We start from the raw sequence: 25,649 nt of genomic DNA, 5'->3' as shown, positions 1-25,649 counted from the left end.
TCCATTGAAAGTTTTTTAGGGATTTGGGATTTTTTAAACTTCAAAGTAAGGGAACGGACGGTCACTATCTAAAGGACGATTGGGAACTTCTTGTTCCAAAATAGCGCGCCAACCTGATACCAATTCTTCAAAAGTCAATTGGGCTTCTGGAGAAGCTGTTGTCAGCTTCCGACCAAACCAAGCCATGGTTGCAGTTTCAAACTGAAGCATAGCGTACTGGAATACTGGTACATTTGCCTCTTCATAATTTTCATTTACTGCACGCGCTACTTCTGCCGCTTGCGGAAGGAGTTGATTGCTGATTTTATCAACAACAGTCGCATCCATCTCTCTCCATGAAAGAAGTTGACCATTTACCTGATAAAAGAGCTCAAAGGTTTCTTGATTTTCCTTGATATTAGTAAGAACAAAAGCACGTTCCACGGCCTCAGGACCACCAGCAGCTTTTACAGCGTTTATCAAGAGGTTTTGTTCCATTTGTCGCCAATAATCATCTGCTTCTTCTGCTAAATCAATTGTAAAAGGTGGAACAATTTCCTCGACAGGAATTTCACCTTTATTCGCTTTTTCAACATTACCGAATAATTTTTTTAAAAATCCCATTTGCTTCTCCTTTTTGGATTTATCCGACTGAACCTTCCATTTCATAGCTAATCAAGCGGTTCAGCTCAACTGCGTATTCCATTGGAAGTTCTTTAGTGAAGGGCTCTACAAATCCCATAACGATCATCTCAGTAGCTTCAGATTCTGACAAACCACGACTCATGAGGTAGTAGAGTTGTTCCTCTGAAATCTTAGATACCTTGGCCTCGTGTTCCAAAGCAACTTGCGAGTTGTGAATTTCATTAAACGGAATGGTATCTGACGCTGATAAGTCATCCATGATAATGGTATCACACTCGATGTGAGAAACAGATTTCTTAGAGTTCTTGTTAAAGGTTACTTGTCCACGATAGTCCACCTTTCCTCCGCCTTTAGCAATGGATTTAGACACGATAGACGAGCTTGTATGTGGAGCGTTGTGGATCATCTTGGCACCCGTATCTTGGTGTTGCCCTGCATTGGCAAAGGCGATAGAGAGCATGGTTCCACGCGCTCCTTCTCCATCAAGGTAAACAGACGGGTATTTCATGGTTGTTTTAGCACCCAAGTTACCATCAATCCACTCAACAGTCGCATCTTTCAAAGCTTTGGCACGTTTTGTTACCAAGTTATAGACATTATCAGACCAGTTTTGGATGGTTGTATAACGCATATAAGCTCCGTCCAAAGCGAAAATTTCTACAATGGCAGCGTGCAAGCTGTTACTTGAATAAGTTGGCGCTGTACAGCCTTCTACGTAGTGGACGCTTGCTCCTTCATCAACAATAATCAAGGTACGTTCGAACTGACCTGTATTTTCGTTGTTGATACGGAAGTAGGTTTGAAGTGGAATATCTACCTTGACACCTTTTGGCACGTAGATAAAGGTTCCACCCGACCATACTGCAGAGTTGAGGGCTGCCAACTTGTTATCAGTCGGTGGTACCAACTTCGCAAAGTATTGTTTAAACAAGTCTGGGTATTCCTTGAGGGCAGAATCCGTATCTGTAAAGATAATACCCAATTTCTGGAACTCTTCCTTCATGTTATGGTAAACCACTTCTGACTCATACTGGGCAGAAGCTCCTGCTAGATAAGCACGCTCAGCTTCTGGAATCCCAATACGTTCAAAGGTTTCTTTGATTTTCTCAGGAACTTCATCCCAAGAACGGGCAGGTTTATCAGAAGGTTTTTGGTAGTAGATCAAGTCATCAAAGTCAATCTCTGACAAGTCTGCTCCCCAGGTTTGCATAGGCATTTTTTTGAAGGTTTCATAAGACTTCAAACGGAATTCTAACATCCACTCAGGTTCACCCTTAGCAGCAGATAATTCACGAATAACACCTTCGTTGAGTCCTTTTCCTGTCGATAGGACAGGCTCTACATCGTCATGGAAACCAAATTTATATTCACCAAGGTCAATTGGTTTTGGTTCTACTCTTTCTTCAGCCATAATATCCTTTCTTTCATTCTTCATTTCTACTGATTCGTAAGACAAAAGAAACTTGTCTTACTGTTTTTCTTGATCTTCAATTGTTTTCTTAAGGGCATTCCAAGCCAGGGTTGCACACTTGATTCGTTGTGGGAATTTGGCAACACCTGACAAGAAGGCACCATCCCCGAGTTGGTCTTGACGGTCATCCTTTTGACCTTGAACCATTTCAGAAAAGATAGTTGCAAGTTCTAGAATTTCTTGTTTGGTCTTGCCCAAAACAGCATCTGTCATCATACTAGCAGAAGCAGTTGAAATCGTGCATCCTGAATTTAGAAAAGCAATATCTTCCAAACGGTCCTCTGCATCAAACTTGACAGAGAGGTTGATAACATCCCCACAGGTTGGATTATTGAGGCTGATTTGCTCAGCATCTTCCAGCTTCCCTTGGTGATGTGGATTTTTCGAATGGTCTGCCACCACTGCCATATAAAGGCTATCTAGTTTAGAAAGTGCCATTGAAAAACTCCTTTGTCTTTTGTAGGGCATCGACTAGCTTGTCACAATCTGCCTTGGTATTGTAGATATAAAAACTTGCACGAGCTGTTGCTGGGACTTCCAAATACTGAAGCAAGGGTTGGGCGCAATGGTGACCAGCACGAACAGCCACTCCTTCATAATCCAGAGCCGTCGCAAGATCGTGGGGATGAAGATCCCCTAAGTTAAAAGCAATGACACCCGAACGTTGAGCCAAGTCCTGCGAACCATAAATGGTCAAACCTTCAATGGCCTGTAATTTTGGATAGACGTATGCAATCAGTTCTTGTTCATGAGCTTCAATGGCGTCCATGCCAATCTTTTCCAGATAATCCACTGCTGCAGCAAGTCCAATAGCACCTGCCATATTTGGCGTTCCAGCCTCAAATTTCCAAGGCAATTCCTTCCAACTAGCAGATTGCTCATAGACGAAATCAATCATCTCACCACCAAATTCAACTGGAGACATTTGTTCCAGATACTTTTCTTTACCGTAAAGCACACCGATGCCTGTAGGACCAGCCATCTTGTGACCTGAAAAGGCAAAGAAGTCCACATCCAAGTCCTGGACATCAATCTTCATATGTGGCGTAGACTGAGCACCATCCACCACCATGATAGCCCCAACTTGGTGGGCTAATTGAGTGATTTCTTTGATAGGATTAACCACACCAAGGACATTAGAGGCATGAGCTAGCGAAACAAACTTGACCTTGTCCGTCAATTTAGCGCGCAAGTCATCCATATCCAGAGCTTCGTCCTTGAGATAAACATAGACAAGCTCTGCCCCAGTCTTGCGACAAGCTTCCTGCCATGGAATGATATTGGAATGGTGTTCCATGACAGAAATCAAGACCTGGTCTCCCTCAGTCAGGATTTCCTCCGCGAAGCGTGCCACCCAGTTAAGGCTGGTTGTCGTTCCTCTGGTAAAGAGAACTTCCTTTGTAGAACTTGCATTGATAAACTTACGAATGGTTTCACGAGCAGCTTCATAAGAAGCTGTCGCCCGCTCCGCCAAGGTATGAACCCCACGGTGAACATTGGCATTGTCCTGCTCATAGTAGCGGTTGATTGTTTCCAGAACTGCTAGTGGTTTTTGTGTCGTCGCAGCATTGTCCAGATAGACCAGAGGTTCATCGTTGACAATCTGGTCTAAAATTGGAAAATCCTTGCGAATCGCTTCTACATCTAACATAGGCTTCCCCTTAGCGTCTTGACAATTTTTCTTCGATGGTTGCAATCATTTCATCACGAACTTCTTTGACTGGAATCTCAACGATAACGGAACCAAGGAAACCACGAACAACCAAACGCTCAGCAGTCGCCTTATCCAAGCCACGGCTCATGAGGTAGTACATATCTTCTGGATCCACCTGACCGATAGAGGCCGCGTGACCTGCAGTTACGTCATTTTCATCAATCAAAAGAATTGGGTTGGCATCTGAACGTGCTTGGTCTGAAAGCATGAGAACACGGCTTTCTTGTTGAGCATCTGCTCCCTTAGCCCCCTTGATAATGTGGCCGATACCATTGAAGGTCAATGTTGCTTTTTCAAGGATAACCCCATGTTGGAGGATATTTCCGATTGAATTACAACCATAGTTAGTCACTCGAGTGTCAATCCCTTGAACCTGACGGCCACTTGAAAGAGCTACAACCTTGAGATCTGCATGGCTACCGTTACCAATCAAGTCGCTATCAAAGTCAGCAACGACGTTTCCTTCGTTCATGACACCGATTGCCCAGTCAATACTTGCATCGTTGCCTAATTTACCACGACGGCTAATATAGGCAGTGACGTTTTCACCTAGACGGTCAATAGCAGCAAACTTCACTTGCGCACCAGAACGAGCAATCACTTCGACCGTGATATTAGCAGTTGCCTTCGCACTACCTTCACCTCGTGACTCTAGACGTTCAAGATAACTAATCTTAGAATTTTTACCAGCGATAATCATAATATGCTTGTTAAATGGCACATCGCTATCACTGTCTTGGTAGAAAATTCCTTCGATTGGCTCTGTAATCTCAACATTATCAGGAATGTAGAGGACAGCACCACTGTTAAAGTAAGCTGTATGGTAGGCTGCCAACTTGTCATCGTCATACTTAACAGATGACATGAAGAATTCCTCGATAAGTTCTGGAATTTCTTCTAAAGCTGAGTGAAAGTCTGTAAAGATTACTCCTTGTTCAGCCAATTCAACTGGAGTTTGTTCAAAAACAGTCTGCGTTCCTACTTGCACCAACTTCAAGTGATTATCTAGAGCTGTGAAGTCTGGAACATTTGCTGAAGGCTCACTTTCTGTGATGGTTCCATCTCCCAGATTCCAGCGGTGAAATTTGACACGCTCAATGACTGGTAATTCCAAACTCTCAATCTTATCAAAAGCTTTTTGACGGAGGTCAGCCAACCAGCTTGGTTCAGCGTGCATTTCTGAAAAAAGTTTAATAGTTTCTTTAGACATTTACTTCTCCTAAAAGATACGAGGGAATTACAATTCTTCCTTGTAGTCGTAGCCAAGTTCTTCAGCTAGTTTTGCGTATCCTTCACGTTCCAAACGGGCAGCCAATTCTGGACCACCAGAAAGGACCACACGACCTTCCATCATCACGTGGACCACGTCAGGCGTGATGTAGTTCAAAAGACGTTGGTAGTGAGTGATAATCATAGCACCAAATCCCTCGCCACGCATAGCATTCACACCTTTCGATACAACTTTAAGGGCGTCAATATCAAGACCTGAGTCAATCTCATCCAAAAGGGCAAAAGTTGGTTCCAACATCAAGAGTTGAAGAATTTCATTACGTTTTTTCTCACCACCTGAGAAACCTTCGTTGAGGTAACGCTCTGCCATTTCTTCTTTCATGTTGAGCAATTCCATTTTCTCGTCTAGTTTAGTGATAAACTCACGAACTGAAATCTTTTCATCATCTTCTTTACCAGCATTCATAGCTGCACGAAGAAATTCAGCGTTGGTAATTCCTGGAATTTCAGATGGGTATTGCATAGCCAGGAAAAGTCCCATACGCGCACGCTCGTCCACTTCCAACTCAAGAATATTTACGCCATCAAACAAGACCTCACCTTTGGTAACTTCATAGTTAGGGTTCCCCATGATAGCGGCAGAAAGAGTCGATTTACCAGTACCATTTGGTCCCATGATAGCTGCGATTTCTCCTGTTTTCAGAGTCAGATTGACTCCTTTCAAAATTTCTTTTCCTTCAATCTCAACGTGAAGATCTTTGATCTCTAATACTGACATGATAGTTCCTTTCTTTTTCTGGCCTACTTCCTTTATCATTAGAGAAATCACTTACATTTCTCTAAAAAATACAAGAAAAGGTCCATAAATATACTCTACTAGTATAACAAAAAAAAGCCTAAAAGGCTTTGATTTTGTTTAGAAGCTAGTGACTAATCCTTGCGGTTTAGGTGCTGATCAATGGCATCTACTATTTTCCCCATTACATAACTTAACCTAAAATTTCGAAAAAGTAGAATGGCCCAAAAGGCTGCCATGAAATAGCGACCAGTCATCCAAGCTTCATTGAAAAAATAAGTCTCAGCAGCGGTAAATAGTGCTATCACGATAAATTGTTGTCTAGTCATAGGATTATTGTACCATGAAATCCACTTTTAGTCTTCTTCGACCATGACTTTATCAGCCAGAAATTCGAATCCCTCTGGAATTAGACTTTCTTCTTCTACCTCTTGATCTGCTTGAGAAGACTTGTTTTTAGCTGAAAATGCTGCACGAACCTCTTTCCATTCCTCTAGGGAAATTGCCAGGATTTCAGGTGAAAATCCAGCCGCTTGGCTAAGAATATTGCCAAACATGGTATTGAGGTTGTCCCGTTTCATGGTTTGTCCAGCATTGAAATTAGATTCAAAAGCTAAAATAGCATGGTGTTCGTTGGCTGCAACTGGTTGAGAACCAACAAGCAGAGCCTTATCAGGACCAGCTAAGCTTTCGATTACTTCTCCCCATGCATTCTGGAGGCGAATCAAGTTTTGCCGTGCCAATTCAGGATTTTCAACAGCTTCTTGTAGGATAGCCTGAACTTTATTACGGTCTACTCGATAGACAGTCTTGGAAGTTGCTGGACGGCTAGGGACTGGCGCCACTTGTTTAGGAGCAGTTCCAACATTGGCAAGTTCTTGTTTAAGACGAGCGACTTCCTGTCTCAGTGCAGAAATTTCACTTTCGACAGCTTCTGAAAGCATTGGTTCAGGCTTAATCTCCGCTAAACGAATGGTCATCATCTCAGCATAAATCTTAGGTTGTAGACTAGCTTTCATATCTGGCAAGCTCACAGTTGCTATTCGAATCATTTCAAAGAGACTTTCCTGAGAAAGAGCTAGATTGTCCATAAAAACTGGACTATGATGAGTATTTTCGCCACCTGTCTGAACAACTAGTAGATCACGCAAATACTGCAAGAGATCCGTCACAAAACGAGTCATGCTCTTGCCATTTTCAAACAAAAGATTCAAAGAATCAAGCGCTTTTGAAACATCCTGCTGAGACAAGGCGGCTACATAGTCATCTAGTGCTGATAGACTAATGGTGCCTGTAATCTCCTCAGAGATAGCAGTCGTGAGCTCATTTCCCTGTGTCAAACTCAAGGCTTGGTCCAGAATAGACAAGGCATCCCGCATTCCACCTTCAGCCCGTCTAGCAATGATTTCCACAGCCTCTGGTTCAGAACTGATATTTTCTTTTTCTAAAATATGATGAATATGTGCCGTGATATCTTGAGTTCTAATCGATTTAAACTCAAAACGTTGGACACGCGATAAAATAGTTGCTGGAATCTTGTGCAATTCGGTAGTCGCCAAGATAAAGACAACATTTTGAGTTGGTTCTTCTAGCGTCTTTAAAAGCGCATTAAAAGCTCCTGTAGACAGCATATGAACCTCGTCTATGATATAGACCTTATAACGTGCCAAACTAGGAGCATAGGTGGATTTATCACGAATTTCTCGGATTTCATCAACTCCGTTATTCGAAGCCGCATCCATTTCGATAACATCTTCTAAGCTACCTTCTGTCACTGCTTGGCAGATATAGCAGTTATTACATGGTTCTCCGTCCACTTGGTTCGGACAGTTCATAGCCTTGGCAAAAATCTTGGCTACACTGGTCTTCCCAGTCCCACGAGGGCCTGAGAAAAGATAGGCATGACTAATCTTTTCCTGCTCGACCGCTTGTTTTAGGGTTTTAGCCACAACCTCTTGTCCGACCAATTGTGAAAAAGTTTGACTCCTATATTTTCGATAAAGTGCTTGATACATTAGGCTTTCTCCTCAAACATCGTAAAGTCCCATTCTGTCTTCTCAAGCAAAATAGCGACAAATTGTTCCAAGTAATCACGGTCAACGGCATTGTAATCATCAATAAGTGAAGAATCCAAGTCTAAGACACCCAGCAATCGACCATTCTTGAGCATGGGAACCACGATTTCACTCTTGGCCATACTATCACAAGAAATGTAGTTTGGATAGGTGCTCACATCGCCAACCAAAACAGTCTCTTGAAACTCAGCAGCTTCTCCACAAACGCCTTTCCCAAGCGGAATGCGAATACAAGAAACACCACCCTGAAAAGACCCTAAAACCAACTCGCTACCATCAAACAGATAAAACCCTGCAAATACAGTATTTGGAAAGCGAGATTTTAGGAGGGCACTAGCATTCGAAAGATTGGCAAGAACATTGCTCTCACCTTCAAGTAAATAAGAGAGTTCCTCATTTAACAATTGATATTGTGATTGTTTTTCTGAATCTAACATAGAACTATTATATCAAAAATGGGAAAGAGACAAAAGAAAAATCCCTTGTTTTAAACAAAGGATTTTGTGATTATCAATTTGATTAAAGTTCGATATCACCGAACAAGTCAGCCATTGAGAATCCTGTTTGTGTTTCTGGAAGTTCGAAATCACGTTTTTCTTGACGTTTTGGACGACGTGGACGAGCAGCACGTTTTTCTTCTTTTTGTCCTTCTTCTTGAGCTGGACGTTCTTCAAGAGCTTTGATAGAAAGTGATACACGTTCTGCGTCAGCGTTAACATCAAGGACTTTAACAGTAACTTCTTGACCAACAGTAAGAGCTTCTTTTGGATTTTCGATACGTTTGTGTGAAATTTGTGATACATGAACAAGTCCATCGATACCTGGCAATACTTCAACAAATGCACCGAAGTCAGTCAAACGTTTAACTGTTCCTTCTACTACATCACCTTTAGCCAATTTTTGCTCAACGCCATCCCATGGTCCAGGTGTTGTTGCTTTAAGTGAAAGTGATACGCGACCTTCTTCTTCGTTAAGATCAAGGATCTTCACTTCAATTTCTTCACCAACAGTTACAACTGATTTAGGTGATACGTTACGTTCGTGTGACAATTCAGTCAAGTGGACCAATCCGTCAACACCACCAAGGTCGATGAAAGCACCAAAGCTAGTGATACGAGCAACTTTACCAGTTACGACATCACCAACAGCCAATTTACCGAATACTTCAGCACGAGCTGCTGCAGTAGCTGCTTCAACAACTTCACGACGTGAAAGGATGAAGCGGTTTTCTTTAGGATCAACTTCTTTGATTTTAGCATCAAATTCTTGACCTACGAAACGTTCAGTGTTACGTACGAAACGAGTATCCAACATTGAAGCTGGGATGAATCCACGAACACCTTCAAATTCTACTGAAAGTCCACCTTTAACGGCACGAGTTCCTTTAACAGTAACAACTTCTTCTTCGCGTCCTACAAGTTTGTCCCATGCTTTGCGAGCTTCAAGGCGTTTTTTAGATACAAGGTATGTAACTGTATCAGTATCTTTACCAACTACTTGACGAAGTACAAGAACATCCAATACTTCTCCTACTTTCACAAAGTCATTAATATCTGCATCGCGATCGTTTGTCAATTCGCGAAGAGTCAAGACACCTTCAACACCAGTCCCAGAGATTGCAACGTTAGCTTGAGTCGCATCAACTGTCAATACTTCAGCACTAACAACATCACCAGGCTCAACTTGGCTAACGCTATTTAGCAAATCTTCAAATTCGTTCATCTAAAAAATCCTCCAACAATCAAGTTTTTCCAAAAACTTGACATACTTATAATTTTTTTCCTAAGCACCCGCAAAGACATGTTCATATCGTTCACGTCTTTCAATTATAAAAATAAAATACCCTAAGATATTTTTCTTTTTATCTTGAATTTATTACCTAAGAACTGGGGTAGCTGGATTCGAACCAACGCATGAGGGAGTCAAAGTCCCTTGCCTTACCGCTTGGCTATACCCCATTGATGAATGGAGAGAGAGGGATTCGAACCCCCGAACCCGAAGGAGCGGATTTACAGTCCGCCGCGTTTAGCCTCTTCGCTATCTCTCCAATGTTTAACGAGAACTATTATATCATGAAATTTTCAATAAAACAAGTATTATTTTGTCAAATTATAGTTTTCAATCAAAATTTCCACAGCTTTTTCAAGTTTTTTATAAAAACTATCGACATTTCCATTCTTTATGATGGCAAATTGACTATCTAATTCGGCAATTTCACCAATAACCTTTTTTCCAATCGTCAAAATGTATCCTTCATAGCTGTCTTTTCCAACAGTCACTTTTGCATCGGTTAATTGGATTTCAATTTTCTTATCTTTTTTACTCATACTTTACCTCTTTTCACTTTTTCTATTGTACAAGAAAATGCTCAAACTAGCAAGAAAAAACTCCATTTCAGCTATTACAACTGCTATGGAGTTTCTCTTTACTTCCAGTCTTTTAGTCCACTTTGACAATCCATCCCTCTGGTGCATCCACATCACCAAATTGGATACCAGTCAATTCATCATAGAGTTTGCGTGTAACAGGACCTACTTCTGTTTCACTATAGAAAACATGGAAATCATCGCCATGTTGGATACCTCCAATTGGAGAAATAACTGCTGCTGTACCGCAGGCACCTGCCTCTACAAAACGAGCCAAATTATCAATTGGGACATCGCCTTCAATCGGTGTCAAGCCCAAGCGGTGTTCTGCCAAGTAAAGCAAAGAATACTTGGTAATAGATGGCAAGATAGATGGACTCAATGGCGTAACAAATTTATTGTCGGCCGTGATTCCAAAGAAGTTGGCTGATCCGACTTCTTCAATCTTTGTATGTGTAGATGGGTCTAGGTAGATAACATCTGAAAATTGGCGTGACTTGGCCATTTTACCTGGGAGGAGACTAGCAGCATAGTTTCCACCTACCTTGGCCGCACCTGTACCATTCGGAGCTGCACGGTCGTATACATCCTGAATCAAGAAGTTGGTTGGGACTAAACCACCTTTAAAATAGTTACCAACTGGCATAGCAAAGATGGTGAAAATATACTCTTCTGCTGGTTTAACCCCAATAATATCCCCAACACCAATCAAAAGTGGACGAAGATAAAGGGTTCCACCTGTTCCATATGGTGGGACGTATTCTTCATTTGCACGCACAACTGCTTTACAAGCTTCTACAAACATTTCTGTCGGAACTTGTGGCATCAAAAGACGGTCACAAGTACGTTGCAAACGCTTGGCATTTTCGTCAGGACGGAACAATTGAACACTGCCGTCCTTGGTACGATAAGCTTTCAATCCCTCAAATGCTTGCTGTCCATAGTGGAGACTTGGAGAAGACTCTGAAATATGCAAGGTTGCATCCTCTGTCAATTCTCCTTGATCCCATTGACCATTTTTGTAGTGAGCGATATAACGGTAAGGTAGTTTCATATAAGCAAAGCCAAGATTTTCCCAATCAATTGCAACTGTCATGTGTTTCTCCTTTATACTATTCAAACTATGTGTTCTATTCTACACTTTTCTAGTAAAATTTCAAGTATTTTTTGTAATTTTCTGAAAATTTTTCAACACAAAGAAATCAGCCCTCTGGGCTGATTCTTTTTACGAACTTGCTTTGTCCTCTTTAAAGACTTCTTTGAGGTAAGCATCGAAAACTTCTTCATCTGAAATCGTGTCTGAAATAAAGCTTCCATTGCTAGTACGTTCTGACAAGTTGAGGTCTTGCAATCGGCTTTCATAGATTGTTCCCTTGTTAGATTGGACAAGTAACGTTTGGTCGTTTTCTTCTACTTCTGTACTAAAAAGATCACCAACGAATCCTTGCTCTGCAACTGCTCCAGCCAAGAAGACACGGTGCGGTTTGTTTTTCAACTCACGCAAGACTTGTAGGCCTCGTTTGGCACGGCTGGTCGCCGGAATTTCCTCACAAGAGACACGTTTCAAGCTACCACGTTGGGTCAAGAGGTAGAAGGATGAAGTGTTACAGATAAAGGCGGATTGGAGGACATCATCTTCTTTCAGGTTCATAGCCTTGACACCTGCAGCCTTGGCACCGACAACGGGAACCTCTTCGATATTGAAACGAAGGGCATAACCATTTTGACTAATCAAGAGAACATCATCTAGTTTAATCGGTGCCACTGCTACAATCTGGTCTGTCTCATCTTTTAGCTTAGCATACTTGACAGACTTCGACTTGTAGGTCCGCCATGGAGAGAATTCTTTGCGTTCTACGCGTTTGATTTGACCAAGGCGAGTTGCTGCAAAGTAGGTTGTCGCATCATCAAACTGATCCACTACTTCTGCATAAAGGATTTCTTCGTTAGTTTCAAAGTTTGTAATCGTTTGGCTCAAGTGCTCTCCGATGTCCTTCCAGCGAATGTCTGCCAATTCATGGATTGGTCGATAGATGACATTCCCAAGAGTTGTAAACATCAAGAGGTGCTGGGTTGTCTTGGCAGTTTGTACAAAGATCAAACGATCATCATCACGCTTGCCAATTTCTTCCAGAGTGGATGCCGCAAAGGAACGTGGGCTAGTACGCTTGATATAGCCTGCCTTAGTCACGCTGACATAGGTATCTTCCTCAGCAATCAAACTAGCTGTGTCAATATCGATTGCTTTCGCAGTATCTTCCAAAGTACTCAAACGTGGTGTCGCAAATTTCTTCTTGACCTCGCGAAGTTCTTTCTTCATGAGATTGTACATAGTCCGTTCATCACCGATGATAGCCGCAAGCATGGCAATCTTTTCACGCAATTCTGCTTCTTCTTCCTGCAAGACAACAACGTCTGTATTGGTCAAACGGTAAAGTTGTAAGGTCACGATGGCTTCAGCCTGCTCTTCTGTAAACTCATAGCTGACCTTGAGGTTTTCCTTGGCGTCAGCCTTGTTCTCAGAGGCACGGATAAGGGCAATGACTTCGTCCAAAATTGAAATTACGCGAATTAAACCTTCAACGATGTGAAGACGTTTCTCAGCCTTTTCCTTGTCAAAGCGTGAACGAGCCAAAATCACTTCACGACGGTGGGCGATGTAGCTAGACAAGATTGGAACAATCCCGACCTGACGAGGTGTGAAATTGTCAATCGCTACCATGTTAAAGTTGTAGTTGATTTGTAGGTCGGTGTATTTGAAGAGATAGTTAAGAACAAGCTCGGTATTGGCGTCTTTCTTGAGTTCGATAGCAATGCGAAGACCATCACGGTCAGACTCATCACGAACCTCAGCAATACCAGCCACCTTGTTATTGACACGAACATCATCGATTTTCTTGACCAGATTGGCCTTATTGATTTCATAAGGAATTTCAGTGATAACGATTTGTTCCTTACCACCTTTTAGCTTTTCAATCTCCGTCTTGGAGCGAACGACCACGCGCCCTTTCCCAGTTTCATAGGCCTTCTTGATTTCGTCACGCCCTTGGATGATTCCTCCCGTCGGGAAGTCTGGTCCAGGCAAAAATTCCATGAGTTTATCCACCTTGGCAGTTGGATGATCAATCATGTAGACTGTCGCATCGATAACTTCGGCCAAATTATGAGGTGGAATATCTGTCGCATAACCAGCTGAAATCCCGGTTGAACCATTAACCAAGAGGTTTGGAAAGGCTGCTGGCAAAACCGTCGGTTCTTTCTCGGTATCGTCAAAGTTCCATGCAAAGGGAACTGTCTTCTTCTCGATATCCTGAAGAAGGTACCCAGCAATTTCAGACAAACGCGCCTCGGTATAACGCATTGCCGCTGGCGGATCTCCGTCCATAGAACCGTTATTACCGTGCATTTCAACTAGAATCTCACGGTTCTTCCAATCCTGAGACATACGGACCATAGCATCATAGATAGAACTGTCACCGTGTGGGTGGAAATTCCCCATGATGTTCCCGACAGACTTGGCCGACTTGCGGTAGCTCTTATCAAAGGTATTGCCATCCTTATTCATCGAATAAAGAATGCGACGCTGAACCGGCTTCAATCCATCACGAATGTCTGGCAAAGCCCGGTCTTGAATAATGTATTTGGAGTAGCGACCAAAGCGCTCTCCCATGATGTCCTCAAGGGACATGTTTTGAATGTTAGACATAAGATACAAAGGGACGATTCGGCTTGCCGAAAATTTCTGTAGAAAAATAGGAAATGGATGCAAGGTTCGATGAACCTAAGGCGATTTATCTTTTTTCCTAAGAAATTAGTCCCGTGTTCAGTTACCTCTAGTAACCAAACTATCCTTTCTGTAGTTTAAAATACGTTTTAAAAAATGCGTCAGGAGTTTTCACACAGCATTTAGGGCGTGTTCAACTCCTTTCAAAGAATGTAGAGAAGGTTTTTACATTAAAATTGGTATTAAGAAAAATATTTTTAGATACTATTTAAGTCATTCACAAACACTTATTTAGATTAAGCAAAGGCAACTATTTCCTATGGATTATTCTTTCTTCTTTGAAGTGTGTACAAATATTGACAAGGTAAATAAGAAACTATAGCAGTTGATATCAGCAAGATATTAAACATAAACTTTTGCCCTCGAAATAGCTCCTCCCAATGCATTGTATTAAGATAATGAAAAATTAAACCGAATAAATAACAGATACTGATAGGGAAGACTCTCCACTTGATTGATTTGTATAAATAATATAAGCGTATTGAGTGATAGAGTGTGGAAGAAATAAGCATAGGTAAACAAAAAGAAATTAGAAAGAACGAAAATCTTAAAGCATCATCAAAAAGCTCTGTGCGATCTATTGAAATAAGCCAAATATTACACATCGTTATAATAATCGGGAAAAATAATCCATACACCCTTTTATGTAACTTATTTCTTTTGATAGCTAGAAATATAGAGGACACCAATACTAAAATTTGTACTCCTGGGAATCCCATAAAAAATGTAGCAAATACATAATCTAACATACTAGTTCAACCTCTCCTCAGTATACTTAATCATCTTCTCAGCCACTTCCTTATCGTAGTCAAATCCCATCATTTGAGCAAGGATTTGAGCTTCTTGGTGGAAAAGTTTCATCGTAGCAAATAAGGACTGAGTAAGTTTCTCTACACTTGAAAAATCAAGCAGATTTGAGAATTCCTTCTCCTTCTCTGCAGGTAAATACTGAAAAAGATACTTGTAGTTCTTGCCAATATCAATCGTCCCCTTATCTGCTGCAACTCGCCAAGCCAAGACCTTCAAGAGTTCTTGTTGACAAATTCCGTAGAGATGATCCGTGGCATAGATGGCTTGCTTGCGACAAATCCCTTTAACCACGTAGGCTGACACCCACCAAAATTCATTGCAGGCTTTTTCGAAATCTGTCTGACTAGCTGGATTTGTCCAGTAACGTTGAGGACTTGTAGTATAGGACTCAAACAAGCCTTTCTCATCTTTCAAAACTGTATAATCAGCTTCACTATCCACCCACTCTTGAATGTGGTCTTTGGGGCAGAGGGTCAAATCAATCCGATTTCCATCTTCAAATAGCATCAGATAAAGTCGACGGTTGCCTAGGACATTATGCTGCTCAATAATACGTTTGCCAAACTGGTCTAACCAAGAAAGGTCACTCGTCAGATTATCTAAGTCGTCCACGACATAAACAACATCATAGTCTTGAAACTCGTCTTTTGGTGCTTTTGGATTTGTCCGTGAACCAGACATGGCGACAGCTTCTACTTGTATATTTTCGGCTACCTGTAAAATCAATCTCAGCATTTGCACTTCACTTCTATATTGTCTGCACATATCTTTTATAGAATTATTTTTCATTGCCGTCTAGCTCCTCTTGTTTTTGGATGCCTCGTATTCTTTTCATCTCAAGTTCGCCTACTATCAATTGGATAGTTGAACAAATCCCCGAAACGATTAAAATAAAATAAAACAAATTCATATCGTTTTTATGATATATTTGAAAGCTTCTCCATAATACAAAAGTATTTACTAATGAAAGAAGGAAAAGTAAAATAGCATTGAATCGAAGTATTATAGCAAACTTACTCTTAAAATACCTATAATGTTTTCCAATCCGATAGAGAGTATATAGTGAAAAAACAATCATCAAAGGGGTGAAGGCAAGTGCATAAAATAAGATAAACCCTATTCCTGAGTATGGTTTACTTTCCATTGGTAGATCTAATAGACAGATACCAATAGTGAGGATGTTCAATATAAACAAAGATACTGTGCGAGCACACTCTTTTCTCCCTTTACTGGTCGTTAAATCATATATAATTCCAAAAATGGCTAGGAGAACAAGGAAAAAAGGCAACATTAATAACGTAATCAATACCGCACCTCCAATAGTTTTAGCGATTGTTTACCTACAAAAGATAATCATCACCTTTACTTGAATTTTACAACTCCCCTGTCTGGTATAGGTTATACCCTTAAAGAAACGGGTCTGAGTAAGGTCATCCGTCAGATTATTGAGGAGGAGATACTTGAGTTCCTACCAGCGTCAACTTTTAAAGTTTTAACTGTCCCTAAAATCAGTCCAAGTATTTCCTGATCAGTTCTCATATTTCAATTCTTCATCACTTAGAGCTGTTTGAAATTGTTTTTCATTATAAATCGTAAACCATTTGCCATCTCTGACATAATCTAAGTAATTAATCACTATACCCAACCAAAAAGTATTCTATGTCTTACTGATTTCGTTTGGTGTAATGGAGATAGAGAGGAGGAAGATAGGAAACTAGAATCATCAAAATCATTACCAAGAATGTCAACAGATGGATCTGAACTAAATTTACCACATACCATCCCAGAATACCTACAGATAGGGGACCTAAAATATAGGATAGGAAAATCAAAAAAGCCTTCCACCGTTTCTCCGGATAGACATAACACAATCGAATAAGTGTGTAGATTAAGGCTCCTGCTATCAAAGGAAAACCAAATAAAATCATGACAAAGGATGCCACTAAAGAACCGGATTCTGACGAATCCATATTGAATAAAAGCATCAAGATCATAAACAAGGTAAATACAATCGGTGCATATAAACCTTGGAAACTTTTTTTTCGACTGTTAATGTAGAATGCAAGAATAGCCGAGGGTAAAGAAACTAAGAAAACCAAACCCAAGTAACTACCAAAAATCGAATATCCTGAATCAACCATTATTCATGCCCCTTAAAACACAGTCGCTTCCTCAAGCGTAAACTTGACATTATCCTCAATCCACTTACGGCGTGGTTCGACCTTATCTCCCATAAGGACATTGACGCGACGTTCAGCGCGTGCTAGGTCTTCGATAGTGACACGGATGAGGGTACGCGTTTCTGGGTTCATGGTTGTTTCCCAGAGTTGGTCTGCATTCATCTCACCAAGACCTTTATAGCGTTGGAGCGTAGCGCCTTTACCGAACTGCTTGCGAAGTTCTTCTAACTCACCATCCGTCCAAGCATAGGCCACTTCTTCTTTCTTACCTTTCCCTTTGGACATCTTGTAAAGTGGAGGAAGGGCGATATAGACATGGCCTGCCTCAACTAGCGGACGCATATAACGGTAGAAGAATGTTAAAAGAAGAGTTTGGATATGGGCACCGTCGGTGTCGGCATCGGTCATGATAATAATCTTGTCATAGTTGGCATCTTCAAGTGAGAAATCTGCTCCAACACCAGCACCGATGGTATAAATCATGGTATTGATTTCTTCATTTTTGAGGATATCCGCCATCTTAGCCTTGGCTGTATTGATAACCTTGCCACGAAGAGGCAAGATAGCTTGGAATTTACGGTCACGACCTTGCTTGGCAGAACCACCGGCAGAATCTCCTTCGACTAGGTAGAGTTCATTCTTTGCAGGGTTTTTAGACTGGGCTGGAGTCAATTTACCAGAAAGCAAGCCCTTGTCTTTTTTATTTTTCTTACCATTTCGGCTCTCATCACGCGCTTTGCGAGCTGCCTCACGAGCATCACGCGCCTTGATAGCCTTGCGAATGAGATTGGAAGCCAATTCTCCATTTTCCATAAGGAAGAAGGTCAACTTATCAGCCACAATTCCATCCACAACCGGACGAGCTAGTGGACTCCCCAGTTTATCCTTGGTCTGACCCTCAAACTGGAGGTGTTCTTCAGGAACGAGAATAGAAAGAACGGCTGCTAGTCCCTCGCGGTAGTCTGACCCTTCAAGGTTTTTATCTTTTTCCTTGAGAAGTCCTGTCTTGCGCGCATAGTCATTCATAACCTTGGTAATGGCAGACTTGAGTCCTGTCTCATGTGTTCCACCATCTTTAGTACGAACGTTATTGACAAAGGATAGAATGTTATCTGAAAATCCATCATTGTACTGGAGGGCAATCTCCACTTGGAAACCATTGTCTTCGCCTTCAAAGTATAGGACTGGCGTCAAGGTTTCCTTGTCTTCATTGAGGTAAGAAACAAAGTCTTGTACCCCGTTCTCATAATGGAATTCGATTGCTTCATCTGTTCGCTTATCTGTTAAAGACAAGGTCACATTTTTTAAGAGAAAGGCTGACTCATTGAGTCGTTCTGAAATGGTATTGTATTTGAAGTCAGTCGTAGAGAAAATCGTCGCGTCAGGCATGAAAGTGACTTTGGTACCGGTCTTAGACTTGGGTGCTGTACCAATTTTCTTCAAGGTTGTGACGGGTTTCCCGCCATTTTCAAAACGTTGCTTGTAGACTGTACCGTCACGGGTAATTTCAACTTCCAACCAACTTGAGAGGGCATTAACAACCGAAGAACCGACTCCGTGAAGACCTCCAGATGTCTTATAGCCACCTTGACCGAATTTCCCTCCAGCGTGGAGAATGGTAAAGATAACTTCAACAGTTGGAATTCCCATGGCGTGCATTCCCGTTGGCATCCCACGTCCGTGGTCTTGAACCGTTAAACTCCCGTCCTTATTAATCGTCACATCGATGCGATCACCAAATCCAGACAAGGCTTCGTCAACCGCATTATCCACGATTTCCCAGACTAGGTGATGGAGACCTGCTCCGTCGGTCGATCCAATGTACATCCCTGGACGTTTACGGACCGCATCCAACCCTTCTAGCACCTGAATGGCGTCATCATTGTAGTTATTAATATTGATTTCCTTTTTTGACACAAGGAACCTCCTATTTGTTCATCTTTTCTATTTTACAGGTTTTCTAGCGATTTTGCAAAGCTTTTCCCTTTCAGCTGTCACAATTTCACAGGATATTCTCTGACTTTCTATACCATTTCATGGTATAATAGTACTATGATGACATTTGTATTATTAATTTTAGCTTATCTGCTAGGTTCGATTCCGTCTGGTCTTTGGATTGGACAAATCTTCTTTCAAACAAATCTGCGTGAACATGGTTCTGGAAACACCGGAACAACCAATACTTTCCGAATTTTAGGTAAGAAAGCGGGTATGGCAACCTTTGTGATTGATTTCTTTAAAGGAACCTTGGCCACTCTCCTTCCAATCCTTTTCCACCTTCAAGGTGTATCACCTCTTGTCTTTGGTCTTTTGGCCGTAATTGGACATACCTTTCCTATCTTTGCAGAATTTAAAGGTGGCAAGGCTGTCGCAACCAGTGCTGGAGTGATTTTCGGATTTGCGCCTGTTTTCTGTTTTTATCTAGCAATCGTATTCTTTGGAAGCCTCTATCTAGGTAGTATGATTTCACTATCAAGCGTTACTGCTTCTATTGCAGCCGTTATCGGAGTTCTCCTATTTCCACTATTTGGATTTATCCTGAGTAGCTATGACCCTCTCTTCATTCTGATTATCCTAGCACTTGCTAGCTTGATTATCATTCGTCACAAGGATAATATCATACGTATCAAAAATAAAACTGAAAATCTTGTCCCTTGGGGATTGAACCTAACCCATCAAAATCCTAATAAATAAAACGCCAGTTTGAAACTGGCGTTTTTTTGTATGCTTATTTTGACTTGATGTAGTTGATACCATCTGCCTTAGGCGCAACTGCTTTTCCAAAGAAGGCTGCCAAGACAAGAATGGTCAAGACATAAGGCGCGATTTGAAGGTAAACCGCTGGAACTCCTTGTAGGAAAGGTAATTGAGAACCGATAACTGCCAAACTTTGTGAAAGTCCAAAGAAAAGACTAGAAAGCATAGCACCAATTGGGTTCCATTTACCAAAGATCATCGCAGCAAGGGCGATAAATCCAGGACCGATAATAGTTGTCACTGAGAAGTTAACTGAAATGGATTGAGCATAAATTGCTCCCCCAATTCCACCTAGGAATCCTGAAATAATAACCCCAAGATATCGCATCTTGTAGACATTGATCCCCAAGGTATCCGCTGCCTGAGGGTGTTCACCAACAGAGCGAAGGCGAAGACCAAACGTGTCTTAAAGAGAATAAACCATGCAAGGAATGAGAAGGCAATCGCGATATAACCTAGCAAACTTGTTGACTTGAAGAAGATATCTCCAATCACAGGGATATCAGCCAAAACTGGGAAATCAAAACGTCCGAAAGTCTGGCTTAAGTTATCCGTTTGCCCTTTGTTATAAAGAACTTTAACCAAGAAAACTGCTAGGGCAGGAGCCATCAAGTTCAATACTGTACCACTGACAACATGGTCTGCACGGAAATGAACTGTAGCGACGGCATGGATGAGGGAGAAAATAGCTCCCACGATACCAGCAACTAACAAGGAAATCCAAGGAGTCGCCGCTCCAAGTTGTTCTGCAAACTCAAGGTTAAAGACAACCCCAGAAAAGGCTCCCATAACCATAATTCCTTCAAGACCGACGTTAACGACACCACCACGTTCAGAGAAAACTCCTCCGATACTCGTAAAAATAAGTGGTGCTGAGTAAATCAGCATAGAAGAGACCAAGAGGGTGAGTAATGTTGTAATAGACATCCTTACTTACCTCCTTTAACTTGTTTTTTAGGTTTGACAAAGCGTTCGATAATGTAGTGAACGCTGACAAAGAAGATAATAGACGCTGTTACAATGCTGACAAGCTCAGACGGAACTTGCGCTGCGTTCATACCCGGTGCACCAACTTGTAGAACACCAAATAAGAAGGCTGCAAAGAGAATTCCAATTGGTGAATTTCCAGCAAGCAAACTAACTGCCATCCCGTTAAATCCGATAGCTAATGATGATCCCTGAACGTAAACGTTTTGGAAGGTTCCAAGACCTTCTACCGCCCCACCAAGACCAGCCAAGGCACCAGAGATAATCATTGATAGAATGATTGTACGTTTTGCTGAAATACCAGCGTACTCTGAAGCATGGGGATTAAGACCAACTGCACGAATTTCAAAACCGAGAGTCGTTTTCTTGAGCAAGAACCAAATCACAGCTACAGCAATGATTGCAAAGAAGATTCCAATATTCATACGGGAATTTCCAGTCAACTCTGATAACCATGGTGTCTGGTAAGTAGCATTGGCACTAACACGAATCGTTGAGTCTGTACTTTGCATAATATCTTTCGGAAAGGCATGAATAAAGGCATTTCCCACATACAATACAATGTAGTTCATCATGATGGTCACGATAACCTCTGACGTACCGAGATAGGCTCTGAGGATACCTGGAATCGCACCAACAATTCCACCTGCGATCAAAGCAATGATCACTGTCAATGGAATCAAAACGAGACGAGGCATATCTGGATTTGACAAGGCAAACCAACCACTGAGAATCCAGCCTGCAAGTGCTTGACCAGGAAGTCCAACGTTAAAGAAACCTGCTCGACTGGCAACTGCGAAACCAAGACCTATCAAGACAAGAGGACCCATGGCACGGAAAATTTCACCAACTCCACGAAGACTACCGAAAGCTGTATAGAACAACTCCTCATAACCCCAGATAGCATCATATCCGAAGATCCACATGACAATGGCTCCGAGCAAGATTCCTAAGAATACGGAAATCAAGGGAACCGAAATTTGTTGTAATTTTTTAGACATCACTCTTCTCCTTTCCCAAGTTTCCACCTGCCATCAAGACACCAAGTTCTTGTTTGTTAGTTGTTTCTGGCGATACAATACCTTGAATTTTACCATCGTGAATAACAGCAATTCGGTCTGAGACATTTAAAATCTCATCCAATTCAAAGCTGACAACAAGGACAGCCTTCCCGTTATCACGCTCTTCAATCAAACGTTTGTGGATATATTCAATGGCACCGACATCCAAACCAAGAGTTGGCTGGCTGACGATAAGGAGATCAGGATCTCGATCAATCTCACGAGCGATAATCGCTTTTTGTTGATTTCCTCCTGAAAGAGCTGCTGCTGGAACAAATTCGCTTGCCGCACGGACGTCAAATTCTTCCATCAATTTCTTAGCATGTGAAGTGATATTTGCATAGTTTAAGATACCATTCTTGCTGAGTGGTTCTTTGTAGTAGGTTTGAAGAGCGATATTTTCTGAAATCATCATCTCCAAAATCAAGCCATCACGGTGACGGTCCTCAGGAACGTGCCCCACGCTTAGTTCTGTAATTTGTCGAGGATGCATCCCTACGATTGATTTGCCTTTTAATTCAACGCTACCTGACTCAATCTTACGAAGACCTGTAATGGCTTGAATGAGTTCAGATTGACCATTGCCATCAATACCTGCAATACCGACAATCTCCCCAGCACGAACATCCAAAGAAAGATTCTTCACAGCTGGTACACCGCGGTTTTCATTGACAACCAAGTCTTTGATAGACAAGACCACTTCTTTGGGTTGTGGTGCTTGTTTTTCCGTTTTAAAGGAGACTGAGCGTCCAACCATCATTTCTGCCAAGTCCGCATTTGTTGCCCCTGCGATTTCAACTGTCTGGATTGATTTCCCACGACGGATAACCGTCACTCGATTGGATACCGCACGAATCTCATCCAGTTTATGGGTAATCAAAATGATAGACTTCCCTTCTTTGACAAGGTTTTTCATGATTGCCATCAACTCATCAATCTCTGAAGGAGTCAATACGGCTGTAGGTTCGTCAAAGATAAGGATATCAGCACCACGATAGAGTGTTTTCAAGATCTCTACACGTTGTTGGGCACCAACGGAAATATCCGCCACCTTAGCAGCTGGATCCACTGCCAAACCATAACGTTCAGAAAGAGCCTTAATTTCTTTAGTAGCACCAGCTATATCTAGAACACCATTTTTAGTGACTTCACTTCCTAAAATGATATTCTCAGCTACTGTAAAAGCCTCAACCAACATGAAATGTTGGTGAACCATCCCAATTCCAAGACCAGCGGCTTTAGATGGTGAGTCTAGTTTTACAACCTGACCATTCACCACAATTTCACCACTCGTTGGTTCAAGAAGTCCTGCCAGCATATTCATCAGAGTGGATTTACCCGCTCCATTTTCTCCTAAAAGTGCATGGATTTCACCTTTTCGCAGTTGCAAGTTGATTTTGTCGTTTGCTACAAATTCACCAAACACCTTGGTAATATCCCGCATCTCAATGACATTTTCGTGTGCCATGTGCTCTTCCTTTCAGAGGTTTATTTTATTTCAATAAAACCTGCTAATCACATTAACAAGCTTTATTGAGACAAAAATTGCCTCAATTCTTAAAGAAGCGACCGATGGCCGCTTCCTAAGAAATGACTTTTATCCATTATTTTTCAGGAACTTTTACGCTTCCGTCAAGGATTTTAGCTTTTGCATCTTCAACAGCTTTTTTACCTTCTTCTGAAAGGTTTGTTACTGCTAGCTCAACCCCTTTATCTTTCAATGAGTAAACAATCACTTGTCCACCAGGGAATTCACCTTTTTCTGTTTTGTTGGCAATATCTTTTACAGTTGTACCAACTTGTTTCAATGTAGATACAAGAACGAAGTTAGATTCTTTACCATCTTTAGAAGTGTATTTACCTTCTGCTGCTTGGTCACGGTCTACACCGATAACCCAAACTTTTTCGTCTTCATTTTTGTTTTCATTTAATGATTTTGCTTCAGCAAAGACACCAGCACCTGTACCACCAGCTGCTTGGTAGACAACGTCTGCACCGGCAGCGTATTGAGCTGCTGCGATTGTTTTACCTTTGGCAGCATCACCAAATGAACCAGCGTAGTCAACTTGGACTTTGATAGATGGGTCTACTGACTCAACACCAGCTTTGAATCCAGCTGCAAAACGTGAAATAACTTCAGATTCGATACCACCTACAAAACCAACTTGTTTTGTTTTCGTAGTTTTCGCTGCTGCAACACCAGCAAGGTAAGCTGCTTCGTTATCCGCAAATCTTACGCTCGCAACATTCTTTTGACCTTCAATCACATCATCAATCAAGACATAGTTTAGGTCAGAGTGGTCTTTTGCTGCTTCCTCAACTGCATTGTGAAGGGCAAAACCAACACCGAAGATCAGGTTGTAACTTCCAGCCGCTTGTTGCAAGTTGTTAGCATAGTCTGCTTCGCTTGTTGATTGGAAGTAAGTATAACCTTTATCTTTAGAAAGATTGTGTTCTTTACCCCAGTCTTGCAAACCTTCCCAAGCTGATTGGTTAAATGATTTATCATCAACACCACCAGTATCTGTTACGATTGCTGCTTTGGTCTTCATTTCTGATGAAGATGAAGCTGCGTTACGAGAAGAGCGGTTACCACATGCAGCAAGTCCAACTGCTGCTACTGCAACTAGACCAAGGCCTAGCCATTGTTTCTTGTTCATTACTGAACCTCCTAAATAAGATGTGCAACGATGTTGCAAGTATGGATTGGTTGGCCACAAGGACCGCGTCACTCAGAGAGTGACTCAGACTAGTTTAAGTCTGTAAATGAGTATGGAAGTAACTCCCCGACCGTCATCTCGACCGTCGATTTATCTTTAGCGACTAAAGTCACTTTTAGATCTTGTTCAAAAAATTCAACCATGACCTGGCGACAAGCACCACATGGCGAGATGGGTTTTTCAGTTTGTCCGTAGACAATCAATTCTGAAAACTCTCGTTGCCCCTCCGAAACTGCTTTAAAAATAGCAGTACGTTCTCCACAATTAGTCAAGGGATAACTAGCATTCTCGATGTTCACACCCGTATAAATACTACCATCCTTGGCTACTAAAACAGCACCTATGGGAAAATGAGAATAGGGGACATAGGCTTGTTTGCTGGTTTCAATTGCTAGTTCAATTAACTCAGTAGTCGCCATCTGCCAATTCTCCTTTTAAAATCGCTACACCAGCAGATGTTCCGATACGGATAGCGCCTGCTTCCACAAAAGCGACAGCATCTGCATATGAACGAGCTCCACCAGCTGCCTTAACTCCCATATCTGGCCCGACTGTTTCACGCATCAACTGAACATCCTCAATAGTGGCACCACCAGTTGAAAATCCAGTTGATGTTTTGACAAAGTCAGCGCCTGCTTTCTGGGATAATTGGCAGGCCACAACCTTTTCATCGTCTGTCAACAAGCAAGCTTCGATAATGACTTTCACCAGCTTGTCACCACTTGCTTCTACGACAGCACGGATGTCCGATTCAACCAAATCCAGATTGCCTGATTTGAGGGCACCGACATTGATAACCATATCAATCTCATCTGCACCATTTTGGACAGCTTCCTTTGTTTCAAAAGCTTTCACAGCTGAAGTTGTTGCTCCCAAAGGAAAACCTACTACTGTACAAACTTTTACATCTGAGCCTTCAAGCCCTGTTTTCGCATGTTTAACCCATGTGGGATTAACACAAACGCTGGCAAAGTCATACTCACGCGCTTCAGATAGCAAACGATCAATTTGTTCTTGGCTTGCATCTTGCTTTAAAAGCGTATGATCAATATATTTATTTAACTTCATATTCGG

General features: G+C 41.7%; 22 protein-coding genes, 2 tRNA genes and 1 pseudogene. 1 reads left to right on the top strand and 24 read right to left on the bottom strand.

All coding sequences use genetic code 11. The features are described from left to right. Positions 1 to 33: 33 nt before the first annotated feature. From KX728_RS04070 to parE, 18 genes are all read right to left on the bottom strand, one after another. The gene (locus KX728_RS04070; protein ID WP_215804736.1) at positions 34 to 603 is read right to left on the bottom strand and encodes a hypothetical protein; all 570 of its coding nucleotides are present in this window, start codon (positions 601 to 603) and stop codon (positions 34 to 36) included. 19 nt (positions 604 to 622) lie between these two features. Next, positions 623 to 2,035 (bottom strand): Fe-S cluster assembly protein SufB, encoded by a 1,413-nt coding sequence (gene sufB / locus KX728_RS04065; RefSeq protein ID WP_000797071.1) that lies wholly within the window; start codon positions 2,033 to 2,035, stop codon positions 623 to 625. Positions 2,036 to 2,092: 57 nt separating this feature from the next. Next, positions 2,093 to 2,533 (bottom strand): Fe-S cluster assembly sulfur transfer protein SufU, encoded by a 441-nt coding sequence (gene sufU, locus KX728_RS04060; RefSeq protein WP_001218475.1) that lies wholly within the window; start codon positions 2,531 to 2,533, stop codon positions 2,093 to 2,095. Beyond that, the gene (locus KX728_RS04055) at positions 2,520 to 3,746 is read right to left on the bottom strand and encodes a cysteine desulfurase (RefSeq protein WP_215804737.1); all 1,227 of its coding nucleotides are present in this window, start codon (positions 3,744 to 3,746) and stop codon (positions 2,520 to 2,522) included. The genes sufU and KX728_RS04055 overlap by 14 nt, the downstream gene beginning before the upstream one ends. 10 nt (positions 3,747 to 3,756) lie before the next feature. After that, a complete protein-coding gene (sufD, locus tag KX728_RS04050; RefSeq protein WP_215804738.1) occupies positions 3,757 to 5,019 on the bottom strand; it encodes a Fe-S cluster assembly protein SufD in 1,263 nt (420 codons plus the stop codon). A gap of 27 nt (positions 5,020 to 5,046) precedes the next feature. Next, the gene (sufC, locus tag KX728_RS04045; protein WP_000114489.1) at positions 5,047 to 5,817 is read right to left on the bottom strand and encodes a Fe-S cluster assembly ATPase SufC; all 771 of its coding nucleotides are present in this window, start codon (positions 5,815 to 5,817) and stop codon (positions 5,047 to 5,049) included. A 152-nt stretch (positions 5,818 to 5,969) separates the two neighbouring features. Continuing rightward, a complete protein-coding gene (locus KX728_RS04040; protein WP_000198269.1) occupies positions 5,970 to 6,164 on the bottom strand; it encodes a DUF3272 family protein in 195 nt (64 codons plus the stop codon). Positions 6,165 to 6,191: 27 nt separating this feature from the next. After that, positions 6,192 to 7,850 carry a DNA polymerase III subunit gamma/tau gene (gene dnaX, locus KX728_RS04035; protein ID WP_215804739.1) on the bottom strand — a complete coding sequence of 553 codons (1,659 nt, stop codon included), beginning with the start codon at positions 7,848 to 7,850 and terminating at the stop codon, positions 6,192 to 6,194. Further along, complete coding sequence (gene msrC, locus KX728_RS04030) at positions 7,850 to 8,347, bottom strand: free L-methionine (R)-S-oxide reductase MsrC (protein ID WP_215804740.1); 498 nt, start codon at positions 8,345 to 8,347, stop codon at positions 7,850 to 7,852. The genes dnaX and msrC overlap by 1 nt, the downstream gene beginning before the upstream one ends. 82 nt (positions 8,348 to 8,429) lie before the next feature. Next, positions 8,430 to 9,632 (bottom strand): 30S ribosomal protein S1, encoded by a 1,203-nt coding sequence (gene rpsA / locus KX728_RS04025; RefSeq protein WP_001001617.1) that lies wholly within the window; start codon positions 9,630 to 9,632, stop codon positions 8,430 to 8,432. 164 nt (positions 9,633 to 9,796) lie between these two features. Then, positions 9,797 to 9,868 (bottom strand) — tRNA-Gln (locus KX728_RS04020). A gap of 8 nt (positions 9,869 to 9,876) precedes the next feature. Further along, positions 9,877 to 9,957, bottom strand: a tRNA-Tyr gene (locus KX728_RS04015). Positions 9,958 to 10,006: 49 nt separating this feature from the next. Beyond that, positions 10,007 to 10,237: a DUF2969 domain-containing protein gene (locus KX728_RS04010; protein ID WP_215804741.1), complete on the bottom strand. Its 231-nt coding sequence runs from the start codon at positions 10,235 to 10,237 to the stop codon at positions 10,007 to 10,009. A gap of 112 nt (positions 10,238 to 10,349) precedes the next feature. Beyond that, positions 10,350 to 11,372 (bottom strand): branched-chain amino acid aminotransferase, encoded by a 1,023-nt coding sequence (locus KX728_RS04005; RefSeq protein ID WP_215804742.1) that lies wholly within the window; start codon positions 11,370 to 11,372, stop codon positions 10,350 to 10,352. A 129-nt stretch (positions 11,373 to 11,501) separates the two neighbouring features. Beyond that, positions 11,502 to 13,982, bottom strand: a complete 2,481-nt coding sequence (parC, locus tag KX728_RS04000) for a DNA topoisomerase IV subunit A (protein ID WP_215804743.1) — start codon at positions 13,980 to 13,982, stop codon at positions 11,502 to 11,504. 828 nt (positions 13,983 to 14,810) lie between these two features. Continuing rightward, the gene (locus KX728_RS03995) at positions 14,811 to 15,659 is read right to left on the bottom strand and encodes an aminoglycoside 6-adenylyltransferase (protein WP_215804744.1); all 849 of its coding nucleotides are present in this window, start codon (positions 15,657 to 15,659) and stop codon (positions 14,811 to 14,813) included. Beyond that, complete coding sequence (locus tag KX728_RS03990; protein ID WP_049484235.1) at positions 15,649 to 16,161, bottom strand: hypothetical protein; 513 nt, start codon at positions 16,159 to 16,161, stop codon at positions 15,649 to 15,651. Before KX728_RS03990 ends, KX728_RS03995 begins: the two co-directional genes overlap by 11 nt. Before the next feature lie 862 nt (positions 16,162 to 17,023). Then, entirely contained in the window at positions 17,024 to 18,967 is a 1,944-nt protein-coding gene (parE, locus tag KX728_RS03985; protein ID WP_000037293.1) for a DNA topoisomerase IV subunit B, read from the bottom strand. 135 nt (positions 18,968 to 19,102) lie between these two features. Here parE and plsY point away from each other — a divergent pair, with 135 nt between their 5' ends. Then, positions 19,103 to 19,744: a glycerol-3-phosphate 1-O-acyltransferase PlsY gene (gene plsY / locus KX728_RS03980; protein ID WP_049550356.1), complete on the top strand. Its 642-nt coding sequence runs from the start codon at positions 19,103 to 19,105 to the stop codon at positions 19,742 to 19,744. Positions 19,745 to 19,778: 34 nt separating this feature from the next. On the opposite strand, the pseudogene KX728_RS03975 reads toward plsY, so the two are convergent. The 6 genes and pseudogenes from KX728_RS03975 to deoC form a co-directional block, all read right to left on the bottom strand. Continuing rightward, a pseudogene (locus KX728_RS03975) lies at positions 19,779 to 20,734 on the bottom strand (ABC transporter permease). Positions 20,735 to 20,736: 2 nt separating this feature from the next. Further along, complete coding sequence (locus KX728_RS03970; RefSeq protein WP_000038688.1) at positions 20,737 to 21,795, bottom strand: ABC transporter permease; 1,059 nt, start codon at positions 21,793 to 21,795, stop codon at positions 20,737 to 20,739. Further along, on the bottom strand, positions 21,788 to 23,323 hold the full coding sequence (locus KX728_RS03965) for an ABC transporter ATP-binding protein (protein WP_219108679.1): 1,536 nt from the start codon (positions 23,321 to 23,323) through the stop codon (positions 21,788 to 21,790). Before KX728_RS03965 ends, KX728_RS03970 begins: the two co-directional genes overlap by 8 nt. A 136-nt stretch (positions 23,324 to 23,459) precedes the next feature. Continuing rightward, positions 23,460 to 24,515 (bottom strand): BMP family lipoprotein, encoded by a 1,056-nt coding sequence (locus tag KX728_RS03960; RefSeq protein ID WP_049477645.1) that lies wholly within the window; start codon positions 24,513 to 24,515, stop codon positions 23,460 to 23,462. An 89-nt stretch (positions 24,516 to 24,604) separates the two neighbouring features. After that, entirely contained in the window at positions 24,605 to 24,994 is a 390-nt protein-coding gene (locus tag KX728_RS03955; protein WP_000246111.1) for a cytidine deaminase, read from the bottom strand. Further along, positions 24,981 to 25,643 (bottom strand): deoxyribose-phosphate aldolase, encoded by a 663-nt coding sequence (gene deoC / locus KX728_RS03950; RefSeq protein ID WP_215804746.1) that lies wholly within the window; start codon positions 25,641 to 25,643, stop codon positions 24,981 to 24,983. Before deoC ends, KX728_RS03955 begins: the two co-directional genes overlap by 14 nt. Positions 25,644 to 25,649 lie beyond the last annotated feature (6 nt).

It is taken from the genome of Streptococcus oralis, from assembly GCF_019334565.1.
Lineage (GTDB): Bacteria > Bacillota > Bacilli > Lactobacillales > Streptococcaceae > Streptococcus > Streptococcus oralis_CR.
The sequence above is the reverse complement of the archived record's forward strand: the minus strand, read 5'-3'. Positions and strand labels throughout refer to the sequence as shown.